At 65.6% G+C, this 23,737-nt stretch carries 22 protein-coding genes; 3 read left to right on the top strand and 19 right to left on the bottom strand.

What is annotated here, in order from left to right:
* Window positions 1-43: 43 nt before the first annotated feature.
* From ACW4E8_RS04750 to rpoD, 4 genes are read right to left on the bottom strand one after another with little or no spacing between them, the layout of a single operon-like run.
* Window positions 44-2,854, bottom strand: coding sequence for an Hsp70 family protein (locus ACW4E8_RS04750; RefSeq protein ID WP_456803457.1), 2,811 nt, complete (start codon window positions 2,852-2,854; stop codon window positions 44-46).
* Complete coding sequence (locus ACW4E8_RS04745; protein WP_456803456.1) at window positions 2,847-4,694, bottom strand: Hsp70 family protein; 1,848 nt, start codon at window positions 4,692-4,694, stop codon at window positions 2,847-2,849. The genes ACW4E8_RS04750 and ACW4E8_RS04745 overlap by 8 nt, the downstream gene beginning before the upstream one ends.
* Window positions 4,694-5,272: a DUF2760 domain-containing protein gene (locus tag ACW4E8_RS04740; RefSeq protein ID WP_456803455.1), complete on the bottom strand. Its 579-nt coding sequence runs from the start codon at window positions 5,270-5,272 to the stop codon at window positions 4,694-4,696. Before ACW4E8_RS04740 ends, ACW4E8_RS04745 begins: the two co-directional genes overlap by 1 nt.
* Before the next feature lie 56 nt (window positions 5,273-5,328).
* Window positions 5,329-7,299 carry an RNA polymerase sigma factor RpoD gene (gene rpoD, locus ACW4E8_RS04735; RefSeq protein WP_456803454.1) on the bottom strand — a complete coding sequence of 657 codons (1,971 nt, stop codon included), beginning with the start codon at window positions 7,297-7,299 and terminating at the stop codon, window positions 5,329-5,331.
* A gap of 327 nt (window positions 7,300-7,626) precedes the next feature.
* On the opposite strand from rpoD, the gene ACW4E8_RS04730 reads away from it, so the two are divergent.
* The gene (locus tag ACW4E8_RS04730) at window positions 7,627-8,472 is read left to right on the top strand and encodes a class II glutamine amidotransferase (RefSeq protein ID WP_456803453.1); all 846 of its coding nucleotides are present in this window, start codon (window positions 7,627-7,629) and stop codon (window positions 8,470-8,472) included.
* Window positions 8,473-8,525: 53 nt separating this feature from the next.
* On the opposite strand, the gene ACW4E8_RS04725 is transcribed toward ACW4E8_RS04730, so the two are convergent.
* The 6 genes from ACW4E8_RS04725 to ACW4E8_RS04700 form a co-directional block, all read right to left on the bottom strand.
* On the bottom strand, window positions 8,526-8,777 hold the full coding sequence (locus ACW4E8_RS04725) for a hypothetical protein (RefSeq protein ID WP_456803777.1): 252 nt from the start codon (window positions 8,775-8,777) through the stop codon (window positions 8,526-8,528).
* 140 nt (window positions 8,778-8,917) lie between these two features.
* Window positions 8,918-10,294: an MFS transporter gene (locus ACW4E8_RS04720; RefSeq protein ID WP_456803452.1), complete on the bottom strand. Its 1,377-nt coding sequence runs from the start codon at window positions 10,292-10,294 to the stop codon at window positions 8,918-8,920.
* A 39-nt stretch (window positions 10,295-10,333) separates the two neighbouring features.
* Window positions 10,334-11,587, bottom strand: a complete 1,254-nt coding sequence (locus tag ACW4E8_RS04715) for an NAD(P)/FAD-dependent oxidoreductase (RefSeq protein ID WP_456803451.1) — start codon at window positions 11,585-11,587, stop codon at window positions 10,334-10,336.
* A 31-nt stretch (window positions 11,588-11,618) separates the two neighbouring features.
* Window positions 11,619-11,933 carry a non-heme iron oxygenase ferredoxin subunit gene (locus ACW4E8_RS04710; protein ID WP_456803450.1) on the bottom strand — a complete coding sequence of 105 codons (315 nt, stop codon included), beginning with the start codon at window positions 11,931-11,933 and terminating at the stop codon, window positions 11,619-11,621.
* Between the two features lie 19 nt (window positions 11,934-11,952).
* Window positions 11,953-12,423: an aromatic-ring-hydroxylating dioxygenase subunit beta gene (locus ACW4E8_RS04705; RefSeq protein ID WP_456803449.1), complete on the bottom strand. Its 471-nt coding sequence runs from the start codon at window positions 12,421-12,423 to the stop codon at window positions 11,953-11,955.
* 4 nt (window positions 12,424-12,427) lie between these two features.
* Window positions 12,428-13,681, bottom strand: coding sequence for an aromatic ring-hydroxylating dioxygenase subunit alpha (locus ACW4E8_RS04700; RefSeq protein ID WP_456803448.1), 1,254 nt, complete (start codon window positions 13,679-13,681; stop codon window positions 12,428-12,430).
* A gap of 114 nt (window positions 13,682-13,795) precedes the next feature.
* Here ACW4E8_RS04700 and ACW4E8_RS04695 point away from each other — a divergent pair, with 114 nt between their 5' ends.
* The gene (locus tag ACW4E8_RS04695; RefSeq protein ID WP_456803447.1) at window positions 13,796-14,698 is read left to right on the top strand and encodes a LysR family transcriptional regulator; all 903 of its coding nucleotides are present in this window, start codon (window positions 13,796-13,798) and stop codon (window positions 14,696-14,698) included.
* A 166-nt stretch (window positions 14,699-14,864) separates the two neighbouring features.
* On the opposite strand, the gene ACW4E8_RS04690 is transcribed toward ACW4E8_RS04695, so the two are convergent.
* The 3 genes from ACW4E8_RS04690 to ACW4E8_RS04680 all read right to left on the bottom strand — a co-directional run bounded on the left by ACW4E8_RS04690 (window position 14,865) and on the right by ACW4E8_RS04680 (window position 17,379).
* Window positions 14,865-15,428: a hemerythrin domain-containing protein gene (locus tag ACW4E8_RS04690; protein WP_456803446.1), complete on the bottom strand. Its 564-nt coding sequence runs from the start codon at window positions 15,426-15,428 to the stop codon at window positions 14,865-14,867.
* Between the two features lie 132 nt (window positions 15,429-15,560).
* A complete protein-coding gene (locus ACW4E8_RS04685; RefSeq protein ID WP_456803445.1) occupies window positions 15,561-16,127 on the bottom strand; it encodes a YbhB/YbcL family Raf kinase inhibitor-like protein in 567 nt (188 codons plus the stop codon).
* Between the two features lie 49 nt (window positions 16,128-16,176).
* Entirely contained in the window at window positions 16,177-17,379 is a 1,203-nt protein-coding gene (locus tag ACW4E8_RS04680; RefSeq protein ID WP_456803444.1) for an MFS transporter, read from the bottom strand.
* 361 nt (window positions 17,380-17,740) lie between these two features.
* Between ACW4E8_RS04680 and ACW4E8_RS04675 the strand changes: the two genes are divergently transcribed.
* Window positions 17,741-18,121 (top strand): hypothetical protein, encoded by a 381-nt coding sequence (locus ACW4E8_RS04675; protein WP_456803443.1) that lies wholly within the window; start codon window positions 17,741-17,743, stop codon window positions 18,119-18,121.
* Window positions 18,122-18,171: 50 nt separating this feature from the next.
* On the opposite strand, the gene ACW4E8_RS04670 is transcribed toward ACW4E8_RS04675, so the two are convergent.
* From ACW4E8_RS04670 to cyoB, 6 genes are read right to left on the bottom strand one after another with little or no spacing between them, the layout of a single operon-like run.
* On the bottom strand, window positions 18,172-18,420 hold the full coding sequence (locus tag ACW4E8_RS04670) for a hypothetical protein (RefSeq protein ID WP_456803442.1): 249 nt from the start codon (window positions 18,418-18,420) through the stop codon (window positions 18,172-18,174).
* 28 nt (window positions 18,421-18,448) lie between these two features.
* Window positions 18,449-18,988, bottom strand: a complete 540-nt coding sequence (locus ACW4E8_RS04665; RefSeq protein ID WP_456803441.1) for a DUF934 domain-containing protein — start codon at window positions 18,986-18,988, stop codon at window positions 18,449-18,451.
* Window positions 18,981-20,720 (bottom strand): nitrite/sulfite reductase, encoded by a 1,740-nt coding sequence (locus tag ACW4E8_RS04660; protein WP_456803440.1) that lies wholly within the window; start codon window positions 20,718-20,720, stop codon window positions 18,981-18,983. The genes ACW4E8_RS04665 and ACW4E8_RS04660 overlap by 8 nt, the downstream gene beginning before the upstream one ends.
* Window positions 20,721-20,747: 27 nt before the next feature.
* Window positions 20,748-21,125 (bottom strand): cytochrome o ubiquinol oxidase subunit IV, encoded by a 378-nt coding sequence (gene cyoD / locus ACW4E8_RS04655; RefSeq protein WP_456803439.1) that lies wholly within the window; start codon window positions 21,123-21,125, stop codon window positions 20,748-20,750.
* Window positions 21,125-21,757: a cytochrome o ubiquinol oxidase subunit III gene (gene cyoC, locus ACW4E8_RS04650; RefSeq protein WP_456803438.1), complete on the bottom strand. Its 633-nt coding sequence runs from the start codon at window positions 21,755-21,757 to the stop codon at window positions 21,125-21,127. Before cyoC ends, cyoD begins: the two co-directional genes overlap by 1 nt.
* Window positions 21,758-21,759: 2 nt before the next feature.
* Window positions 21,760-23,736: a cytochrome o ubiquinol oxidase subunit I gene (gene cyoB / locus ACW4E8_RS04645; protein WP_456803437.1), complete on the bottom strand. Its 1,977-nt coding sequence runs from the start codon at window positions 23,734-23,736 to the stop codon at window positions 21,760-21,762.
* Window position 23,737 lies beyond the last annotated feature (1 nt).

The following is a 23,737-nucleotide window of genomic DNA, read 5'->3' as shown; positions in this document are numbered from 1 at the left end:
TCTTCGCGATCAGAGCGCCCCGGCCCCAACCCGATTGGGTCTCCTACCCCGCAATCAGCTTGAGGCCGGGGGGCAGCGCCTCCCCAAACACCCGTCCCTCGTCTGCGGTATTGAGTTCCACCACTTCGCGCACCATGGCAATCCAGCTTGGCGGCGCGTTGGCGGCTTCCAGCCGGCGCACCACGGTTGCCCGGATCTCGTCAGGCAGGTCCCGGCTGCGATCGCCGGTCATGCGCGCGATCTGCACGGCGGCGAACGCGGCCGGCTCGACCTTTTTCCAGTCGAGGGCCAGGATCGCGTCCACCCATTGGGCGGCGGTCCCGGCCGGCACGACGCTGTGCGCGCTGCCATAGAACGGCCGGCGCGCGCCGATGCGGCCCACGGCCCACCAGCCCTGGCTGTTTTCGGATGGCTTGCGCAGCCGGGCCAGCAGCCATTCGGCCAGTTCGATCTTGGCGTCGGCGGGAATGCGCTCCAGCGAACCGGCAAGGCGCACCATATCGGCATAGCCGGCCCTGGCTGGCCCGGCGGGCTTCCTGTAGCGGGTGCTGCCGGGTGGCTGCAGGTAAAAGGCCATGTCTTCCAGCAGGCGCAGTTGCGCGCTTTCATCCAGCCCGCCTGCCGCGCGCCGCCACAGCGTCCACCACTCCGACCAGTTCTGGCTTTCGTTGACGTACTGGATGCCCTGGTCGTACTGCGACCAGAGTTGCTCCACGCGCCATTCGTCGAGCGGGTAGCCGAACCCCGGGCGCACGCAATAGCCGGCCAGGTTCAGCCACAGGCGTTCATGGTCGGCAGTGCGCCGCCTGCGCCGGGCGCGCTCCCAGAATGCGCCGAACAGCTCGCGCAGCAGGGCGCTGTCCCATTGCTCGCGCGCACCCAGCAGCTGTTCCAGTTGCGCACGCAGCCGCTTGACTTCCTTGGGGCCAACGTCCTGCGAGCGCGCGCCAAAGGTGCGGTCGATCGCCTCCAGGGCCTGGGGCAGGAACGGGTGTGCCGTATCGGGCGCCGGTGCCGCCGACCGGGTGTCGTTGCCACGCAACTGGAATTCAAGGCGCCAACGCTGCGAGGCATCCGCAATGTTGATGCAGTGGACCTCGAGCGTGCCGACCTCGGTCAGCGAGGTGGTGATCTGCACCGGCGTTTCCCGCGGGCCGCTGGCGCCGCGCGGCGGCACGACGGTGGCGATCGGCGGCAGGCGGACGAAGTCGCCCGTCGACAGATCGGTCAGTTGACCGGGCTGATAGGCCGTGTCGGCGACGGAGGACACCAGGTGGAATTGCACCGGATGGCCGAGCCGCAAGGCGAAGGTACGGTCGCTGAGGTGGATCTCGTGGCCTTCCTCAGTGCCGCGCTGCAGCAGACAGATCCCTTGCTGCCCCGACGCGCCATCATCGAGAACCAGAAAGTAGCTGCGCGGCGAGCCACCGCCGATGCGCGGGGCCTGCCCGGCACGTGCCCGGGCATACGCGACCGCGCCCCGAGCCACGGCTACGTCGGGATTGTCGTTGTGCAGGACCTGCAGCGGCGCGCCGCGCCACGTGCCCAGCGTGTCGGCGATGCGGCCGGCCAGCGCCTGCGCCCGGAATACGCCGCCGTTGAGGAGCAGGGTGTCGGGCATGGGCAAGGCATCGGCCGGCGCCCGTGGTGCGTCCAGTGCCGCCCGCGACTGCGCAGCGTGCTGGCTCAGGAACGCCGCAACGTGCCGGGTAACGGCCGGGTCGGACGCATACGGCAGGCCGAACTCGACAATCGCGCCCCGTGCGCGCCCCGGCCTTTCGCTGGCCGGCACCTTGGGGAAGAAGCCGTCGACGACAAGCTGTTCGACCTCCTGCCGCGTCACTTCCACCGAGCGTGCGCCGCCGATCAGCCTGGCGCCCGCGCCCAGCAGCGTCACCGCGACCGAGTCCGGCGCCTGCGCGCCGAGCAGCTGTTCCTTGGCGGCGCGGCAGCGCGCGACCAGCTGCGACAGGCCTGCCGCCGACAGCCGCGACTGCGCGGCCCCTCCGGCCCCGAGGCGCGCCTCGACCAGATGCGCCAGCCCAAGATCCATGTTGTCGCCGCCGAGCATCAGGTGGTTGCCCACGCCGATGCGGGTCAGCTGCGGCTGCCCGTCCTGCATGTCCACCCGGATCAGGGTGAGATCAGTGGTGCCGCCGCCCACGTCGCAGATCAGCACCAGGCGGGTTTGCGCCAGGTCGGTGTCCAGGCTCTGGCGATGATGGAACAGCCAGTCGTAGAGCGCGGCTTGGGGCTCTTCGAGCAGGCGCAGCGCGGGCAGCCCGGCCAGGCGCGCCGCCTCCAGCGTCAGCGCACGCGCGCCTTCGTCGAACGAGGCGGGCACGGTGAGGACCACGTCCTGGTCCTCGAGCCGGGCATCGGGAAAACGGTGGTTCCACGCCGCGCACACGTAGCCCAGGTAGCTGGCGCTGGCGACCACCGGCGAGATCTTGTCGAGATCGTCATCCCCGCCCCATGGCAGGATGGCCGCGGTGCGGTCGACCGAAGCATGCGACAGCCAGCTTTTTGCGCTGGCTACGAGCCTGCCGGGCACTTGCGCGCCGAGCGTGGCCGCCAGGCGGCCGAACACGGTCCGGCGCGCGGCGGCGCTGGCGGCGGATTGCCAGGGCAATTGCAGGTCGTCGCCGCTGAGCTCGCCCGGTGCCGCATGGTAGCGCACCGAGGGCAGCAAGGGACGGGCCGCGACCTCGCCCGGGCTGACCAGCTGGTCGATATCGAAGACGCGGATATCGTCGGATCCGGCCTTCGCGTAGGCGACGACGGTGTTGCTGGTGCCGAGGTCGATGCCGACGACGTACTGCTTCGTCGTCGGCCCGGCCGCTTGCTCAGGCATCGGCGCTGCCGCGCACGTCGAACTCGACCTTCCAGCGCTCGCCGCTGCCGCTGGGCACGGCTTCGAGTTCCAGGGTGCCGGCTTCGGTCACGCGCGCATGCAGCCTGACCGGTACCACTTCGCCTGCGGTGCGGCCTTCGGCTGGCAGGGTCGCCTGGATTTCTTCCAGCTCCTGCAGTTCCTCCGGCCCCCAGTAGTCCAGCAGGGTGCCGACCTGGTCCTGGCGGCGCACCGACGAGCCAAAGAAGCGGAAGTGCACGGGTTCGCCCACCACCAGGCCGAATTCCTGCGGCGGCAGCGCGGCCTCGGTGCCTTCCTCCATGCCGAACGGCGCCACGCACAGGGCCTGGATCGGCGGTTCGAAGCCAGGCACGGCGGGCATCGACGATTCCACGGCGATATAGTAGGCGCGCGCGGTGCCGCCACGAATCCGCACCCCCTTGCCGCGCCGCACGTAGCCGTAATAGGCGGCGCCGCGTGCCACGGCCAGGTCCAGCTCCGCGCCGTCAAGCAGGCGGGCAGGGGCCGCGCCTTCCGCGGCGAGCCAGCCGTTGAGCGTCTGCAGGATGCGGTCCGCCAGCAGGCCGGACTTGAACACGCCGCCATTGAACAGGACGGCGGTCGGGTGGAGGAAGGTCGCGCCTTCCGGCTGTGCGCCTTGCAAGCCTTCGATTTCGGCCAGCGCCGCCACCTGCCGGCCCAGGAATGCGGCCAGGTGCCGGGTGATGGCTGCATCCTGCGCATAGGGCAGGCCAAGCTGCGTCAGGCCGGCGCGTGCCCGGCTCACCGGGCGGGCCGAGGCCTCGACTTGCGGGAAGAAGCCTTCCAGGATGGTCTGGGTCAGCTCAGCGCGGGTCAGGTCCGTGCGGATCGAGCCGCCGATCAGCTTGGAGCCACGGCTAGGCACGACCAGCGGCACGGTATCGGTATCCGGATCGGTGAGCAGCGTTTCCTTGGCCGCGCGGCAGGCATAGGTCAGCGCGCGCAGTTGCCACGGATCGGCCTGCGTGCCCTGGGCCGCCAGCTTGCGCGCCACCACATGGGCCAGCGCCAGGTCCATATTGTCGCCGCCGAGCAGGATATGGTCGCCGACCGCAATACGATGCAGCTCAAGGTTGCCTTCGCGCTCGATCACGGCGATCAGCGAAAGGTCGGTGGTGCCGCCACCCACATCGACGACGAGGATGATGTCCCCGACCTTTACCTGCTTGCGCCATTGGCCGCCGCTTTTCTGGATCCAGCTATAGAGCGCGGCCTGGGGTTCCTCGAGCAGGGTCATGCGGGCATACCCGGCCGCGGCGGCCGCCTCGGCCGTCAGCTCCCGAGCGGCGGGGTCGAACGATGCGGGAATCGTCACGGTGACGTCCTGCTCGCCAAACGGCGCTTCGGGGTGGGCCTGGTCCCAGGCTTCACGCAGATGCGTGAGATAGCGCACGGAAGCCTCCAGCGGCGACACGCGCGTCACCTCGGGCGGTGCGTCGTTGGGCAGGACCGGCGAGCGGCGATCGACGCCGGGATGGCAAAGCCAGCTCTTCGCGCTCGATACCAGGCGGATCGGCGTGGCCGCGCCGCGGCTGCGCGCCAGCTCGCCCACGGCGAAGTCGCGCTCGGCGTTCCACGGCAGCGCCAGGTCGCCCGGGGCGAGTTCGCTGGCGTGCGGCAGGTACAGGAAGGAGGGCAGCAGGTCCAGGTCTTCGATGGCCCCCGGCGCGGTCAGCTGCGTGATGGGCAGGACGCGCTGGCTGGTCTTCTCGCCATCGCTGGCGGCCAGGTCGACGTAGGAGACCGCGCTATGGGTGGTGCCCAGGTCGATGCCGATGGCATAGCGTGCTTCGCTCATCAAAGCTCCACCTCGGCGGGGGCAATCACGGTGGCGTCATGGCGTTCGGCCACGCGCGGCAGGCGGACTTCCTCGACCTTCCAGCCGCGGTGGCTGATGCTGCCATGGAACGGCGCGCTGCCTATCACGTTGCCGGTCAGGCGGATGGCGGTGGCATCGAAGCCGTCGGCCAGCGTGACGCGGCTGCCCTCGGCTTCCTCGCGCACCGGCCGGATGGTGAAATGCTCGCGCAGCACCCCGCGGCAGCCATCGTGCACCAGGCGGGCGGCGGCACCGATCTCCGTGTCGGAATAGCGCGCGATGTCTTCCTCGACGAAGTCGATGAAGCGTGCGTCGCGCTGGAGCAGTCCCAGCAACTGCAGCGCCGCCACCGGGCTGGCTTCCTTCAGCACGGGTGCGGCAGCTTCCGCCACCGGGGCGGGTGCGGGTGCCGATACAGGCGCCGGCGCCGGGGCGAATCCCTCACCGTCACGCAGGCGCCTGACGCCGGCTGCGAGTTCGCGGTTGCCAAGGATGGCGAAGAAGGTGCCCGTGGCAAGCGAGACCCTGCCGAAGAAAGATAGGTTCGAGTCAGTCATCCGAAAGTTCCTGTCTGCTCTGTGTCAGTCGGCCAGGCTGCTGTTGCCGGCAAGTATCAGGCGTCACGCAGGTAGGTGATCAGCTGATCTGCCCGGCTGGGATGCCTCAGCTTCTTCATCGCCTTGCTTTCAATCTGGCGGATCCGCTCGCGCGTGACATCGAACTGTTTGCCGACTTCTTCCAGCGTGTAGTCGGTGGACATATCGATGCCAAAGCGCATCCGCAGCACCTTGGCTTCGCGCGGCGTGAGCTCATCGAGCATTTCCCGCACGACGGCACGCAGGCCCGCCTGCAATGCGGCGTCGGCGGGCGTGGCCGTGTCCGAGTCGGCAATCATGTCGCCCAGGCTGGTATCGCCATCCTCACCAACCGGGGTTTCCATCGAGACCGGCTCTTTCGCGATCTTCATGATCGAGCGAACCTTGTCTTCGGTCATGTCCAGGCGCTCGGCCAGCACCGCCGGATCGGGTTCCTTGCCGGTCTGCTGCATGATCTCGCGCGACAGGCGATTGAGCTTGTTGATCTGCTCGATCATGTGCACCGGGACGCGGATGGTGCGGGCCTGGTCGGCGATCGCCCGCGTGACGGCCTGGCGCACCCACCACGTCGCGTAGGTGGAGAATTTCCAGCCGCGGCGGTATTCGAACTTGTCGACCGCCTTCATCAGGCCGATGTTGCCTTCCTGGATCAGATCCAGGAACAGCATCCCGCGGTTCGTGTACTTCTTGGCAATCGAGATCACCAGCCGCAGGTTGGCCTGCGTCATCTCATGCTTGGCCTGGCGCATCTGGCGCTCGGCAGCCAGCATCTTGCGGTTGACGCCCTTCAGGTCGGGCAGCGACAGCGCCGCCCGGGCCTGGATGTCGATCAGCTTTTGCTGGTGTGCTTCAAGGTCCGGCAGGGCCCGCGCGACCGCCGCGCTGTACGGACGGGACTGGGCGACAAGCTCCTGCCCCCAGGCCAGGTTGGTTTCATTGCCGGGGAAGCGGGCAATGACCTCCTCACGCTCCATCCCGCAGCGCTCGACCAGCAGCTGGACTACCTGGCGCTCGACCGTGCGCACCTCGTCGACCATGGCCTGGACGTTGGCGCACAGGCGCTCGATGGTTTTCGCGGTAAAGCGGATCGTGCGCAATTCTTCGCGCACCGCATCCCTTGCGGACAGGAAGGCTTCCGAGCCCGCGCCATTTGCGGCGCTTTCCTGGCACATCAGCTCGAATTGCCCGGTGACGCGCGCGAACCGCTTCAGGCATTCGTCGCGCAGCTGGGCGAGGGCTTTTTCGTTGCTTTGTTGGGTCGACCCTTCGTCGTCGGTGTCTTCGGAATCGTCATCGGCCTCGTCGGCACTATCGACGCTGTCGTCCGTCTCGTCAGCTGCCGCCGCCACGGTTGCTTCGGCAATACTCTCGTCGCTCAGGCCATCGACCAGGTCGTCGATGCTGATTTCATTGCTGGCGACCTTGCCCGACAGCTCGAGAATCGCGGCGATGGTGAACGGGCACGCCGAGATGGCATGGACCATATTGTTCAGGCCGTCTTCGATGCGCTTGGCGATCTCGACTTCCTGCTTGCGCGTGAGCAGCGTTGCCGAGCTCATTTCGCGCATGTACATGCGCACAGGGTCGGTGGTCCGGCCGAACTCGGAGTCCACGGTCGCAAGCGCTACCTCGGCCTCCTCATCGGCCTGGTCGTCCGAGGCCACCGCCGGGCCATCGCTCAGGAGCAGCGTCTCGGCATCCGGCGTCTGCTCATAGATCTTCACGCCCATCTCGGCGAACGTGCTGACGATGCTCTCCATCGCCGCCGTGTCCGTGAAGTTCTCCGGCAGATGGTCGCTGATATCTGCGTGGGTCAGGTAGCCGCGCTGCCTGCCCAGCTGGATCAGGGCGCGCAACTGCTGGCTACGCGCGGCAGCTTCCGTCGATGGATCAGGCTGCGCCGTTGACCCTGCGCTGGTCTGGCCAAGGTCCTTGACTACGCCTGCTTCTCGTGTTTTAGCTGCCGTTCGTTGTGCGCCGCTTGTCATTTACTACTGTTTCCTTCGTGAATCGCGTTTCGACAGCAGCGCGCACGCTGTGCGTGCGCTATCGGGCCTGCTGTCAAGGCTCGTGAGGGTACCGGTGCGGCGCGGGCCGATATCGGACGCCGTGACCATTGGAATCGGGGAGGACGCGTATTCTACAGCCATTGCTGCTTCGCAGCGCCAACTCGCCGTATCCCGGTGGGGCTGGCGCAGGGTTGAGGGTAGCCGGTGCGTCACAGCCTGCGCGTGCTTTGCGTTCGCGCGTTGCCGTCCTACAACTGGAAGTGTGGGCCGGAAGCCACCGGGCCGCACCGGTCAAGGAGGAGCATCATGTGCCGCTGGCTGGCTTACTCGGGCAAGTCCGTTGCGCTGGAAACGGTGCTGTTCCAGCCGGAACACTCGCTGATCGACCAGAGCCTGAATTCGCGGCTGGGTCATACCACGACCAATGGGGACGGGTTCGGCGTCGGGTGGTATGGACGTCACTCGGAAGTGCCATTCCGCTACCGCTGCCTGCACCCGGCCTGGAGCGACACCAACCTGCGCGAGACCGCGCGGGCGGTGAGGGCGCCACTTTTCGTTGCCCACGTGCGCGCAGCCACCGGCACCCCGACGCAGGAGACCAACTGCCATCCATTCCGCTTCGGCCGCTGGCTGTTCGTTCACAACGGCCTGATCCGCGAATACCCCCTGTTGCGTCGCGACCTGATGATGGCCGTGGCGCCGCACCTGTTCCGCTGGATCGAGGGATCGACCGATTCCGAGGTGATGTTCTTCCTGGCCCTGAGTTTCGGCCTGGAGCGCGACCCGGGCGGCGCGCTGGAACAGATGGCCGGCCTGATCGAGAACGTTGGGCACCGCTACGACGTGCAGTTTCCGCTCAACATGACCGTTTGCGTGACCGACGGCCAGCAGATCGTGGCGGTGCGCTATTCGAGCGAGGCGGCCTCGCGCTCGCTGTTCCACAGCACCTCGTTCCGGCAATTGCGCGCGCTTTACCCGGACGATCCGCGCATCATCGCCGCCGGCGACAATGCCTTCCTGGTACTGTCCGAGCCGCTGATCGAGGTGCAGGGGGTATGGGAGGAGATTCCCGAGGCGACCACCCTGGTGGCCCGGGGTGGCGAGATCGAGCGCAGCTGCTTCGTGCCGCGGATGCCATCCCAGTCGGCCTAAGGGGGGCAGGGAGTAAGGGACCGCAGCAGGATCCGGCTCCGTAGAACAAGTTCTTACTCGTGACCCCTCACGGCCTTCTTGGTCGCGTGATAGCCCTGTTTGGTCGTATCGGCAATCGCATGGCCGGCCGCCTTTGCGCCGCGGCCAATGGCATGCGCGCCGTCGCGCACCGCATGCCCGGCCTGCTTGCCAGCGGACTTGACGCCGTTCTTGAACCCGCGCCCGTCCTCGGCCACGCTCGCGTGCGCCATCGGGGTGGCCAGGGTCACCAATACGAATGCAATGATCGAGGCTCGTGCCTTCATCGTGACAACCTCTTCGAGTCTGACTGAACCGGGGTCGGGGCCTGAAAGTGATTCCGACGTGGTTCCCATGGATATATTCTAGCCGTGCCCATGTATGTCCCCCGGAGCGTCTGCCCGCCGGGCCGCGCCGGCCTGGGGAATCAGTTCCGGTCCGCGATGGACAGGCTGACCGGCGACGCGGGCAGCCCGGCGCTCACGTCGTCGTAGTGGGCCGATGCCGAGCGCCTGTGATCGATCAGCAGGACCGCGCCCATGCCAATCACGGCCGGAATGGCGATCGCGATGAAGTTCTGCTGCAGCGGGAGTTCCATGGCGACGAGTACCCCGATGACGATTGGCGCGAGGATCGCCCCGCTGCGCCCGATGCCCAGGGCCCATCCAAGGCCGGTGGAACGGATGGCGGTCGGGTAGAACTGCCCGGTGTAGGCATTGGCGACGATCTGCGTGCCGATCGTCGACGCACCGGCCAGGCCCACCACGACGAATAGCAGCTCAGTCGGCATCCTGAATCCGAGCAGCGTGATCGAGACCGCGGCCAGCGCGTACATGGCGGCGAGCACGTACTTGATGTGGTATCGGTCGGCGAGCCAGCCGCCACCCACGGCGCCGATCATCGCGCCGAGGTTGAGGACCAGCACGAACGTCAGCGCGGAACCCAGGCTGTAGCCGGCGCCCGCCATCAGCCTGGTCAGCCATGAACTGAGCGCGTACACCATGAACAGGCACATGAAGAACGCGATCCAGAACATGATGGTGCTGAAGCCACGGCCCTCGTGGAACAGGTGCCGGATCGGCGCGCTGGCGGCCTTGTCCTGCGCCGGCACGGCGAAGCGGTCGGTGGCCGACCACCGTTGGTCCGGTGCAAGCCTGGAGACGATGCGCCGCAACGCTTCGTCGTCGCCCCTGGCCAGCAGGAACGGCATCGATTCGGGCAGCGACCTGAGAATGACAGGAATGAGGAGCACGGGCAGGCCGGCCGCCAGGAAGACCGACTGCCAGCCGTAGGCCTCGATCAGGCTCTTGCCGAGGAGCGCCGCCAGGATCCCGCCCACGGCATAGCCGCTGAACATCACGGTGACCAGGGTCGCCCGGATCTTCTTCGGCGCGTACTCGGTCATTTGCGCGACCACATTCGGCATGACGCCGCCGATGCCGAGCCCGGCCAGGAAGCGGGCCAGGCTGAACAGCAGCGGGTCCTTGACCAATCCGGCCGCGGCGGTGAAGACGCTGAACAGGGCGACGCATATCGCGATCGTCCAGCGGCGGCCGATCCTGTCTGCCATGGTGCCGAGGAAGATCGCGCCAAATACCATGCCGAACAGCGCGGAACTGACCATGAGCCCCGCCTGGGTCGGGGCGACGCCGAGGTCCTTCATGATCGAAGGCAGCGCGATACCCACGACCGCGAGGTCATAGCCGTCGAAGATGATGATGAGTGCGCACCAGAACAGCACGAGCGCATGGAAGCGGTTGAAGCGGGCGGCGTCGGCCAGCTTGTGGATGTCGATTTGCTGCATGGGGGCTTGTCTCCGGTCTGTCTGTTCTTATGGTTGGGCTTACTGCTTTGACATCGGCACGTTCGGGTCGGCAAGGCGGCTGGCATCGACCGGCTTGCACTGTTCTATGTGGCGGCGCGCGAAGCGCAAGTCGCGCGCGGCGTTGGACCCGAGCGCGGCCTTGACCACATCGCCGTCGAGGTAGAACAGCACGAAGCTGTCCGCGCCGGGGGTGCCACGTGCCACCACGCGGTGCGAGGGAAGGGGGATGCCATGGATCTGCAGGTTCATGCCGTACTGGTCTGACCAGAACCAGGGCAGCGGCTGATAGTCGACCGCGAGACCGAGCGCCGCGCGCGCGGCGGCAATGCCCTGTTCCTGGGCGTTCTGCCAGGATTCCAGCCGCAGGCGCCGGCCGGCCCAAGGGTTGGGCGTGACCGCGACGTCGCCCGCGGCGAAGATGTCGGGGTCGGACGTGCGGCAGCTTGCGTCGACGACCACACCGCCGTCGCACTCCAACCCGGCTTCCCGGGCAAGCTCGTCGTTCGGCACGAGACCGACACCTGCAACGATGGCGTGGCAAGCCAGCGTGCTGCCATCGTCCAGCGTCACGATGGACCGGCCGCCGGTACCGGGGGCGATGCCGGTGATGTTGGCGCCAAGCATGACACGGGTGCCATGCGAGGCATGCAGCCCGAGCAGGTGTTCCGAGACTTCCGGCGGCACGGTGCGCTCGCACAGCCGGCTCTGGGCTTCGAGCACGGTTACCTCGGCACCTTTCCGGCGCGCCGTGGCGGCGACTTCGAGGCCGATCCAGCCGCCGCCGATCACCACGATGCTGCGCTCGGGTCGCAACGCCGGCGCCAGGGCCAGGGCATCGCCAATCGTGCGCAATGTATGCACGGCGCCCGTGTCAACGCCCGGGAGGCTGAGTGCGCGGGCCCTGCCGCCGGTGCACAGGATCAGCTTGTCGTAAGACAGCATCTCTCCATTGGCTATCTCCAGGCGCTTCGCGGCCCGGTCTATGCGGGTGACTCGCGTGTCCAGCCACCACTCCAGCCCGAGCGCTGCGAACGCCTCGGGCTTGAGCAGCCACGTGCTGGCGGGCGCGGCCTCGCCGGCCAGCACGGCCTTGGACAAGGGCGGCCGCTCATGCGGTGGATGGGCCTCGTCGCCGATCAGCACGAGCCGACCGGTGAAGCCCTCGTTGCGCAGCGTCTGGGCGGCCCAGCCGCCAGCCTGTCCGGCGCCGATGATGGCGATGGTGGCGGTTGGCGATATGGCAGTCGCGGTGTCTGAGCGCTCGGATTTCATGCCTGTCTCCTCTGGTTGGCGACGCGACCTCTCAGCCGAGGTCGAGGTACACCTTGTCGCCGTCGATCCGCACCGGGTAGGTACGAATGTTCTCGGTCAGCGGGGCGCACTTCGCAGCGCCGTTGCGGATATCGAACCTGCCCTGGTGGAGCGGGCACTCGATCTCATGTCCCTCCAGGAAGCCTTCGCACAGGCGCGCATGGCCATGCGTGCAGATGTTGTCGGTCGCGTAGACGTCGCCGTCCACGCCGTACAAGGCGATCTCCTGGCCTTGCACGCCCACGGCGATGACATCGTCCTGCGGGACGTTGGACAGCAGCGCTGCCTCGATCCAGGTTTCGGTCATGAATGACTCCTGATAGAGACTAGATTGGGTAGATCAGCGAGTTGGGAATCATCTCGCTATCGAATACGCAGATGCGCGAGGCGAAGCGCAAGCCCGCCGGCGTCCGGACGATGGTGTCGAGGTAGCGGCCAACGTTGTAGACGTCGGTCATCTGGTCCGGCTTGGTGCGCAGCACCGCGTAGTTGGTCTCGGCCACGATCCTGTCGCCGTCGGTCTCTCTGATCAGTGGCGCGCCGACGATGTGGCGCTGGTAGTAGGGATCGTGGAACAGGGTCTCGCGAATACCGTAGATGCGGTCCTTGAGCATCCCCTTGCTTTCGAGCGAGAGCGTTGCCAGCGGCAAGCCACGCTCGTGGTTCTCGCGGGGCTGGACCCGGTAGAGGCAATCCTCGGTGAAGAATTCCGGCCAGCGGTCCCAGTCGCCGTTGTCCACGGCGCTGGTGTATTCGGCGAACAGGGAGAGCAGGGCGTAGTAGTCAGTGAAGTTCATGGCGTCAGACCTCCATCACCTTGCGCCAATAGGCGTACATGCCGCGGATCAGGGTCTCGGTCACCATGTGGTCGGTGTTCTCGGCGGTCTTGCCGCCCAGTTCGGCGATCACGCGATGCCAGGGCTTCTGGGAGAAGCCTTCCTGCGAGCATTCGATGGCCTCGCCGTCGTCGGCCGACACGAAGCCGGCGGGGCCGAAGAGATTGGCCTGGCGCAGGCGGCGCCGCGTCATTTCCTCGGTGTCGTCGTCGAAGCCGAAATGCGTCCAGACGAAATCGAAGGAATCCGGGCCATGGGGCTGGATATGGCGCGTGGACACCGAGTTGACCTGCTGCTGGAAGATCACGCTCGGGAACACCGTCATCATCACGGCGGTCGGCTCTCCCCACCACGGTTCGTGGACGATGTCGAGAATGCGGTCGTCGTGCAGCGCCATCTGGTCCTTGAAGCTGGACACACCGGAGGTCACGTCGCTCTTGCCGCCCTGGCCGCGGGTCGACACCATCGCGGCATGCCGGAATTGCGGGTCCATCACCAGGCGTGCCTTGTTGTCCGCGCGCCAGAGGCCGAACGTGACAAACCAGGTATGCAGCAGGCCGGGGTGGTAGGGGTCCTTGATGTTCTCCTGCATGAGCTTCCAGTTGCCCGGAATGCGCTGCTTGTTGTACCCGAGGACCTTCAGCTTGCGGCCATTGAAGAGCCGGTCGAAGTAGCCGAGGATGTCCGGCCCGAGGTATGCCTCGAGTGAAGGAACCTCATGGTCGAACGAGGCAAACACGACACCACCACGCGTCGCCACCTTCAGTTGCGTGAGCCCGTGCTCCTGCGGCCTGAAGTCGGCGGGCATGCCGCCGTTGACCTTGCCGTCCTGCTTGACCCCGCGACGCAGGGGCACGCCTTGCAGGTTGCCCTTCAGGTCATAGTTCCACTGGTGGTAGGGGCAATGGAAGTCCTTCCGGTTGCCGCTGCGCTCCCGACAGAACTTCATGCCGCGATGGGCGCACACGTTTTCGACGACGTTGATCTCGCCGTCCTGGTCGCGCACCAGGATCACGGAACGCTCGCCAAGCGTGGTGCGCTTGAAGTCACCGGGATTCGGGATCTCCGCCTCGAGTCCGACGTAGTTCCAATGACCGCGGTAGAAGCAGCGTTCGAGTTCACGCTGGTATAGCTGCGCATCCGTATAGACGCGGAACGGGATGCGGCTGATGCTGTCGTCGGCCCACACCGGGCCGGCTTGCGGGGAGTCGATTGCCATGCTTGTCTCCGGCTATGTCTCTTCGTATGGGAAGGATCATGGTGCACGGAGGAAAATTAACCAATAGAATCCTGGCTATAGTTAATATTCACCAAATCAATAAGAGACGGCACGATGGAGCTCAAGGACGTCGATCTGAACCTGCTGGTCGTGTTCGATAACCTGCTGCGGCAGGGCACCGTTTCCGGCGCTGCGAAGACCCTGAATCTCAGCCAGCCTGCGGTCAGCAATGCGCTGGCCCGCTTGCGCACCTTGTTCGGTGACCCGCTGTTTGTGCGAAGCAGCAAGGGCATGCTGCCGACACCCCTTGCAGAGGAATTGGCGGAACCGGTTGTCTATGCGCTGGAGTCGCTGCAGGCGGCGCTCAGCCACAAGGTGTCGTTCGATCCGTTGCGCAGCGTGCGCGCATTCCGGATCGCCATGACGGATATCGGCGAGGTGCACTTCATCCCGCCGTTAATGGGCGCGCTCGGCGATCGCGCCCCGGGCGTCACGCTGACGACCGTGCGCAATACGGCAGTGGACCTGGCGGCGGAGATGAGCCAGGGAAAGATCGACCTGGCGGTTGGCCATCTTCCTGAACTCGGCACTGCGTTCTTTCAACGACGGCTTTTTCGCCAGCGATACGTTTGCCTGTTCCGGCCCGGTCATGCCATGGACAAGAAGACGGTCAGCATGCGCGACTTCGAAGCGGCGGAGCACATCGTGGTCACGGCGGCGGGGACGGGGCATGCCCGGGTCGACGAGATCCTCGCCCAGCACGGCGTGCAGCGGAAGATCCGGCTGCGTGTCCCCCATTTCGTTGCGCTGGCGGACATCATTGCCACCACCGACCTGGTTGCCACGGTGACCTGGACGTTTGCGGAGCGATGCGCCAAGTACTTCGGGCTCAGGTACGTCAAACATCCGTTCGCCTTGCCGGAAATCCAGATCAACCTGTTCTGGCATGCCCGGTATCATCGCGATCCGGCGAATCAGTGGCTGCGCTACCAGTTCGTCGAGTTGTTTTCTGATTAGTCGCAGCATTGCTGCTGCGTGGCTCGAACATGCGCAGGCTGATGGATGCGGGCGGGGCAGCGGCTATCGATGTGCGGAACGTTGCGGATCAGGCTCGGTTGCGTAGGCGCGTCCGGTTTTCGGCCAGGAGGGAGATTCCGGGGGGATGTGCTGAACTTCAGTTTATCTATTCCTGCCCGGATACGCTCGCCTCACCCGCGATCTGCTTGCGTAGCGTCGCGAAGCGCGCTTGTACATCTTCCCCGAACAGAGGATCAGCGCTTTCGGGAGCCGCGTCGGCAATAGCTGCCCAGTCCTCTTGTGTCAGCAACTGGGCAGCGCGCGGCATTGCCTGTCTCTCCTCAGTAGAGAGATGATTACGGTAGTACACAAGGTACATGGCTGCGGCTGCCTCCAGAGCCGCTCGCGAACTTATAGCGTCTCCCTCCGCTTCGTGGAGGCGGCTTACGAGCTCTTCGCCTACCGTGGCAATCACGCGATGCTCTTGCTGCAGCCGGTTAACCACAACCTGCATGCCGGGGTCTCGCTCAACGAGGCGTGCATAGGCAACGTCCTCGCGAGGATGATGGACGATATCGCCAAAATTCCTCATGTAATAAACGATAGTACCCATCAGTTCATAGTTCGGTCGCCCTCCCTGGTGGAATACGCTTACCTGCTCTTCCAGGAGGTCGAGCAGACGAGAGAAATTGAGGTGCTCGGCATGCCATATGGCAAGTTGGTTGGACATGGGGCGCTCCTTGGAAACGGGCAAGTACAGGGCTTATTCGAAGGCCGATTGATTTCAACCAGCCTTAAGTAGGACAGTAGTCTCCAATTTCCGAGCAGGTCTGATATAGATCAAGAGAAAGCGCCGCGCCCTTCAACGCCCAAACCGTCCGACAAAGCTCTGTGCCTCCAGGGCATGCCCCTTGAGCGCAGCCATCAGTTCGTCGCGCGTCATGCCCGCAGGCAGGTTCGGCTCCAGATCCGTCGCGATGACCGTGATGACGTAATGGTGGGGCGTCTCGCCGGTTGGCGCGCAGGGACCGCGGTACGCCGCCTCGCCACGCACGTTCTTGCCGACCGTGATGCCAGGCCCGTCCGCCTTGCCTTCGCCTTCCTTCAACTGGCCGCGATTCGCGGCAATGTTGTAGGCGACCCAATGCGAGACCCCGAGACCGGCGACGCCGTCCATGTCATACATCAGGATGGCGACAGACTTCGCGCCAGCGGGAAGCTTCGACCACGAGACCTGCGGCGACACGCCCTTGCCACCGCAGGGCTTTTGGTCGCCGCCAATGCCATCATGCGCATACTGCGAGGCGATCGTGGCTCCCTCGGCGTACGAAGTGGACGACACCTGCATACCGACGGCGTGTGCATTGCTGATGCACAGGCATATCAGCGCCCCGGCTACCGGAGCGGAAATTGCGCTAGCGATCTTCATTCGAATTCTCCAGGTAGGTAATCAGCGGACCAGGAAAGGGAACGCCCCGCTAACCGGAATCGACCTGCTGGCGTAGCACCTGTCTGCGCGCCATCAGGTAGGTCAGGTTTCCTGACAGGAAAGCCGCCAGCAGCAAGGCACCGGCACTCCAGGCCACGGCAGGCAGCCATGGCAGCAGGCTTGCCAGCACGGCGGTCTTGCTGGCGCCCGATGCAACCAAGGCAATGCGCATGAACGCGGCAACAGCCAAAGCGGCAAATACGAGCCCGGTGTACATCCCTTCGCGGCCGACGTGACCGGCGTCGAGCGCCGCATTGGCCGTCGCGGCGAACATGATTCCCCACAGGCCGCCGGCAAGACATTGCACGGCGAGGATGGCCTGGAGCGAGCCCGCAACGGTGAATCCGAACAACGACAGCGCGCCAAGGGCCGCAGCGGTCAGCAGCAGCGTATAGGGCGGATAGCGCCGCAGCAACGACGTCGCGGGCAGCAGCGCGCCCAGCGCGAAGCCGATCCAGAATACCGGCGTCACGCGCTCCAGCCCGGCAGCCGTGACAAAACGCAGGTAGGCCGGCGCGGAGTTGACGGTGGTGTGGATCTGGAAGCCGAGCGCAAGCACCCAGACCGCGGCAAAGAGCAGCCAGACGCGCTTGAGCGCAACGCCGGCTGCCGGCGCGGGCACGGCGTCGGCATCGTGGTGCGCCGGCCCAGATTCCATCCATCGCAGCGCGGCCACGGCTACCACCAGCCCCGCGCTGGCGGCCAGGAACGGCAGCATGGGCGACGCATCGTGCAGCCGGGCGGTCAGCAGCGGCGCCACGGCTCCGGCAAGGCCGACGCCGAGCAGCGAGCATCCCACCAGGAACGACGACGCGGTCGCAGGCAGTCGCCGGGCAATGATCACCATGGGCGGCGCCCGCAACGCCGAAGAGGTGGCCGCCCAGAGCGCGGTCAGGCCCAGCAGCAGCGCCGGTGAAGTTACCCGGGGCAGCAACAGGAACGCCAGTGCGGAGATGACCGACAGCCCCAGCATCCAGCCTCCCAGCCTGCGCATTGCGTTGGCGACACGGTCGGCCGCGATGCCCACCGTGAAGTCCATGGCGACAAAGATCACCTGATCCATCAGCAGGATCAAGGCGACGTGCCCGCGCGCGATGCCGGCCTGCGCGGCCAGCTGCGGCAGGAAGGCCACATAGAGGGTCCACGTCACCGCCAACAGGAACTGCACAGAGCAGAAGACCAACGCGCGCATGCCGCCCTCCCGCCTGGATTGACTAACAGCTTATTCCCATGCCCGACGGCAGGATTGCCGCGCGGAGCCTCCAATTGCAAGGATAGGGCAGCGCCTTGCCATGGGAGTGGCGGGTTGTGCAGGTGCGATTGGGCCTCGCGAGTCGCCTGCGGTCCAACAGTCCACGGGAAGTGCCGGGTCGGTACCGACACCGGACTATTGGCGCCGCACCGGCGCCGGCGCTCAACTGCCGCTCCCGAAGCCAATGAGAGGCGCAGTGTCATAAGCGGGCTGTAATCTGCACTTTTGGCACGGCCTGGCCAAGAACTTGCTTGGTCAATGCGTAAGGTCGTAAGGCGACAGCCATCCGTTGGGAGGAACTATGCAGCATGCACGCATCACCGCGCACAGGGGGATTCTGGTCGTCGAGCTGTTACCTGACCAGGAAAATGGCGAGGGCACCTCGACCAACAAGCTCCGCAATCTGGCCACGGTCATTCATGACACAGGGCGGCACCGGGGGGTTTCAGAGGAAGCGCTCGCGCTGCTGAAGATGGTGAAGCGCGGCCTGGACGCCATCGGCGACTTCGCCTGGTTCAGCAGTGACGACGGCAGAGATCATTTTGCGTGGTTGGGAGGCCCGAAGCGGCTGGTGAATCCCACCGCAGTGGCGGCTGCCCGGAGCTACGCGATTCTTGCGCACCGCGTCATACCGAACGAGGTGCCGGAGGGCGCCAGGATGGCCATCGAAGCCAACTTTTGAGCGCTCGGCATCGCCCCAGGCCGGGCCGATCTTTCGAATGATCCGCGCAGCTAGAACGAGGAGAGTGTGGAGCGATACCTTTCCCAGAGCTTTTGCAGAATGGATTCCGAAGGCGGTGTGATTTCAAAACCGGCGACGTTTCCGAAGACGCCGAGAATGCGAGCCCTGAACGAAGCCATATCTGTCGTCGCCTGCGGTGAGCGGTGTGCGATATCGATAATCGTATGCAGCTGCTCGCCCGAGAGTTCGGCGATAGCGGACCACAAGCTATCAGGCTTTGCGCAGGGCTGGGCGGGCATCTTTCGTATCGGCGCCAGGCAGCGCTTGCTATCGGCTTGCCGGGCCATAGCTGCGCTGGTACGACGACGAGAACGTGGCCAGCGCGCGCAGCGCCGCTGCCGGGTCGTGCCCGGGCTTGAGCGCAAAGCTGTTGAAACCGCAACGCGCCAGGTAGTGCACGGTGTCGATCATCACGTCACCCACGGCGCGCAGCTCTCCGGTCCAGCCTAGCTGGTGCCGGAGCAGCTGTGCGATCGAATAGCCACGACCATCCGTGTAGACCGGGAAATCGATGGCAATCATCGCGATGCCTGTCGGATCAACGGCCGTGGCACCGGGTTCCAGCAGGGTCTGAGGCTCCGCATCCGGCGACAGGTAGACCGCGAGCGGATACTGCCGCAGCCGATACCGCTGGCGGTGGGCGGTCCAGTTCTCCAGTGTCACCAGGTAGCCGGGCTCGTCGGGGGGGCAGGTGTTGTCGGCGTCTTGCGCATCCCCGATGTGAGCGAGCCAGTTATCCGCGATCAGTCGTCCGTCACGGATGACGTTGAGCGGGTCCTGCCCGGCGCAATGGTCATGGTCAGGCATTCACCGCCTCCTGGCGAGCTCGCCGCGCGCCGCTGTCAGGGTCCGGGTACACAGCGCGCTGGAATGGTTCGATGCCGATTCGGCCAACCACGTCGACAAAGCGTTCGGCTTCGCTGTCCCGATGCAACAAATAGGTCTCGATCAGTCGTTCCACCACATCCGGAACCTGCTCCTGGGCAAAGGACGGCCCGATGATGCGACCGATGGCTGCGCCGCTGGCCGCGACGCCATCCGGGCGGCGCTGGCCGTCGCCGCCGTTCTGCCGGCCGCCGATGGTGATCTGGTACCAGGCTTCGCCGGCCTTGTCGACGCCGAGGATGCCGATGTGGCCGATATGGTGGTGGCCGCAGGAGTTGATGCAGCCGGAGATGTTCAGGTCCAGTTCGCCGATGTCGTGCACGTGGTCGAGGTCGTCGAAGCGCTCCTGGATGGCCTGCGCAAGAGGGATCGAGACTGCATTGGCCAGCGAGCAGAAGTCGCCCCCGGGGCAGGCGATGATGTTGGTGATCAGGCCCACGTTCGGCGTGGCCAGCCCGGCGGCGTCCAACTCCTGCCACAAGGCATGCAGGCCGCTGCGGCGGACATCGGCAAGGATCAGGTTCTGCTCATGCGACACGCGCAGCTCGCCGAAGCCGTGGCGCTCGGCCAGGTCGGCCATGATTTCCATCTGCTCGGCAGTGATGTCGCCGGGCGCCTGGCCCGCGGCTTTCAGCGATGCCGTGACGGCAGCGTAGCCAGGCACCCGGTGCCGATGCACATTGCTTTTCAGCCAGAGGCGGAAGGCGCGGTCGGTCTTCGCCAGTTCGGCTGACTCGTCCGGCTCGTCGGCGGCCGCGGGTTCATACGGCGGGATCGTGAAGCGCTCGGCGATGGACGCGACAAAGCCTTCAGACACGGTGTCCGGGCCCCCGCGGATGCGTTGCCACTGCTCGTCCACCTGCGCACGGAACACTTCCGGGGTCAGGTCCTTCACCAGGATCTTGATGCGCGCCTTGTACTTGTTGTCGCGGCGGCCGTGCAGGTTGTAGACGCGCAGCGTGGCCTGCAGGTAGGTCAGCAGGTCCTGCCAGGGGACGAAGGGGTTGATCAGCTTGCCCACCATCGGCGTGCGGCCCATGCCGCCACCGACCCAGACCTTGAAGCCGGCCTGGCCGTCCTGTTCAACGGCCTGCAGCCCGATGTCATGGACGCCGACCGCGGCCCGGTCCGTCTGCGCGCCACTGATGGCAATCTTGAACTTGCGCGGCAGGAAGGCGAACTCGGGATGCAGCATCGACCATTGCCTGACGATCTCGCACCACACCAGCGGGTTCACCAGTTCATCGGGCGCAATGCCGGCAAAGTGGTCGGTGGTGGTATTGCGGATGCAGTTGCCGCTGGTCTGGATGGCGTGCATCTGCACCGTGGCCAGCTCCGCGAGAATGGCCGGAGCATCCTCAAGCCGCGGCCAGTTGAACTGCAGGTTCTGGCGCGTGCTGAAATGCCCGTAGCCACGATCCCAGCGGCGCGCGATCTCCGCGAGCTTGCGCAATTGCCGCGACGCCAGCATGCCGTAGGGAATCGCCACGCGCAGCATGGGTGCATGGCGCTGGATATAGAGGCCGTTCTGCAGCCGCAGCACGCGGAACTCATCCTCGGTGAGCTGGCCGCTCAGGAAGCGGCGGGTCTGGTCGGCGAACTGCACGACGCGTTCGTCGACGAGCTTCTGGTCAATGGCGTCATAGACATACATGGTGGAAAGCCTCCTTGCGCGCGAGCGCTAGTCTTTTGCCCGGGCCCGTTCGATGGACATGTCCGTCGGCATCATGTTGATATCGGCGTTGTGCATCACCCACAACGAACCGGCCACGACGATGACGATCAGGAAGCCGGTACAGGCAAAGATGGCGGTGTTGCCGCGCTGGCCGGGACCGGTGCCCAGGTGCAGGAAGTACACCAGCTGCACCAGCAGTTGCGCGACACAAAGGCCGACGACCAGCGCGATCGCGACCTGCGTTGGCAGGGATCCGGTCATCACGGCCGCAAACGACGCCATCGTCAGCGCGACCGACAGCAGCAGTCCGATGGTGTAGCTGCGCACGCTGCCGTGAGCGGACGGTTCGTCCGCATGGACGGAATGAAGGTGGGACGGCTTCATCAAGCGAACTCCCGCAGGTAGACAAAGGTAAAGACGCAGATCCAGACCAGGTCCAGGAAGTGCCAGAACAGGCTCAGGCAGGCCAGGCGGCGGCGCACGATATCGTCCAGTCCGAAATGCCTGATCTGGTGGATCATCACCGCAAGCCACAGCAGGCCCGACGTGACATGCAGCCCGTGTGTGCCGACCAGCGTGAAGAAAGCCGACAGGTAGGCGCTGACACCGGGACCCGCGCCCTGGTGCAGCAGGTGCGCGAACTCGTAGACCTCCATGGCGATGAACAATGCGCCGAGCGCGAAGGTCACCGCCAGCCAGCGGATCATCCGCGGCGCGTCGTCGGCGCCCTGCCTGAGCATGGCCAGGCCGAAGGTATAGCTGCTCAGCAGCAGCACCATGGTTTCGGCGAACACGAACGGCAGCTCGAACAGTTGCCGCCCGCCGGGGCCGCCGGCGGTGTTTCCGGAGAGCACGCCGAAGGTGGCGAACAGCACCGCGAAGATCAGGCAGTCGCTCATCAGGTAGAGCCAGAACCCCAGCGGAGTGTGCGCGCCGGCTTCGTGATGGTGGTGCGCCACGTCGTGGGCCGCCTCGTGCCCGGGATGGTGCAGGGTAGGGGAGAGAGTCGGAGTCATGGTCAGGCAGCTTCCTGCAGTTGTGCGTAACGCGCGCGCTCGATGCGCTCGACTTCGGCGGCCGGCACGTAATAGTCCACGTCGCGGTCATAGCTGCGCACGATGAAGGTGGCGATGGCGCCGACCAGGCCGACGACGGCCACCAGCCACATGTGCCAGACCAGCGCGAAGCAGCACAGCAGCCCGAACGCCGACACGATGAAGCCTGCCGAGGTGTTGCGGGGCATGTGGATGTCTTCGTAGCGGGCCGGCTGGCGCCATGCGCGCCCGGCTTCCTTGTCGTCCCAGTGCTGTTCCAGCGAGGTGATATGCGGCACGTGGGCGAAGTTGTAGAACGGCGCGGGCGAGGCGGTCGACCACTCCAGGCTGCGGCCATCCCACGGGTCGCCGGTCAGGTCCTGGTTCTGCTTGCGGTCGCGGATGCTGACCGCGAACTGCACCATCATCGCCAGGATGCCGGCGCCGATGACGAAGGCACCGACCAGCGCCACCACCAGGTAGGGATGCCAGTCGACGTTGGCATAGTGGTTCATCCGGCGGGTCATGCCCTTGAAGCCGAGCACGTAGAGCGGCATGAAGGCCAGGAAGAAGCCGGTCAGCCAGCACCAGAACGACACCTTGCCCCAGAACTCGTTCAGCTTGAAGCCGAACACCTTCGGGAACCAGAAGGTGATCGCGGCCAGGCAGCCGAAGAGCACGCCGCCGATGATCACGTTATGGAAGTGCGCGACCAGGAACAGGCTGTTGTGCAGCACGAAGTCGGCCCCGGGAATGGCGAGCAGCACGCCGGTCATGCCGCCGACCGCGAACGTCACCATAAAGCCGATGGTCCACATGGTCGAGGTATGGAAGCGGATCCGGCCGCGGTACATGGTGAACAGCCAGTTGAACAGCTTCACGCCAGTGGGGATCGAGATGATCGAGGTCATGATGCCGAAGAAGGCATTGACGTTCGCCCCGGAGCCCATGGTGAAGAAGTGGTGCAGCCAGACGAAGAACGACAGCACGCCGATCGAGGAGGTGGCGTACACCATCGACTTGTAGCCGAACAGGGGCTTGCGCGAGAACGTGGCGATGATCTCGGAGAAGGCGCCGAACGCCGGCAGGATCAGCACGTAGACCTCCGGGTGGCCCCAGATCCAGATCAGGTTCACGTACATCATGGCGTTGCCGCCGAGCTCATTGGTGAAGAAATGCATGCCGAGGTAGCGGTCGGCGGTGAGCAGCGCCAGCGTGGCGGTCAGTACCGGGAAGATCGCCACGATCAGGATATTGGTGATCAGGGCGGTCCAGGTGAAGACCGGCATCTTCATCAGGTTCAGGCCCGGCGCGCGCATGCGCAGGATCGTGACGATGAAGTTGATGCCCGTCAGCGTGGTGCCAAGCCCGGATATCTGCAGTGACCAGATGTAGTAGTCAACGCCAGGTGTTGGGCTGTAGCCGAGCTCGGACAACGGCGGGTAGGCGACCCAGCCGGTGGCCGCGAAGTCGCCGACGAACATCGACATCATCACCAGCACCGCGCCCATTGCCGACATCCAGAAGCTCAGCGAATTGACGAACGGGAAGGCGACGTCGCGCGCGCCGATCTGCAGCGGCACGATCACATTCATCAGCCCGAGCACCAGCGGCGTCGCGACAAAGAAGATCATGATCACGCCATGCGCCGTGAAGATCTGGTCGTAGTGGTGCGGCGGCAGGTAGCCCGCGGCATCGCCATAGGCGATCGCCTGCTGTGCGCGCATCATGATGGCGTCGGCAAAGCCGCGCAGCAGCATCACCAGTGCCAGGATGATATACATCACGCCGACCTTCTTGTGGTCGACCGAGCAGATCCAGTCGTTCCAGAGGGTCTTCCACTTGCCGTAGTACGTGATGGCGCCCATCAGTGCGATGCCCAGCACGATCACGACGGCCAGCGTCCCCATGATGATCGGCTCATGGAGAGGGATGGCGTCCAGGTTGAGTTTTCCAAGCATT

The organism is Cupriavidus sp. CP313, from assembly GCF_054072015.1.
The sequence above is the reverse complement of the archived record's forward strand: the minus strand, read 5'-3'. Positions and strand labels throughout refer to the sequence as shown.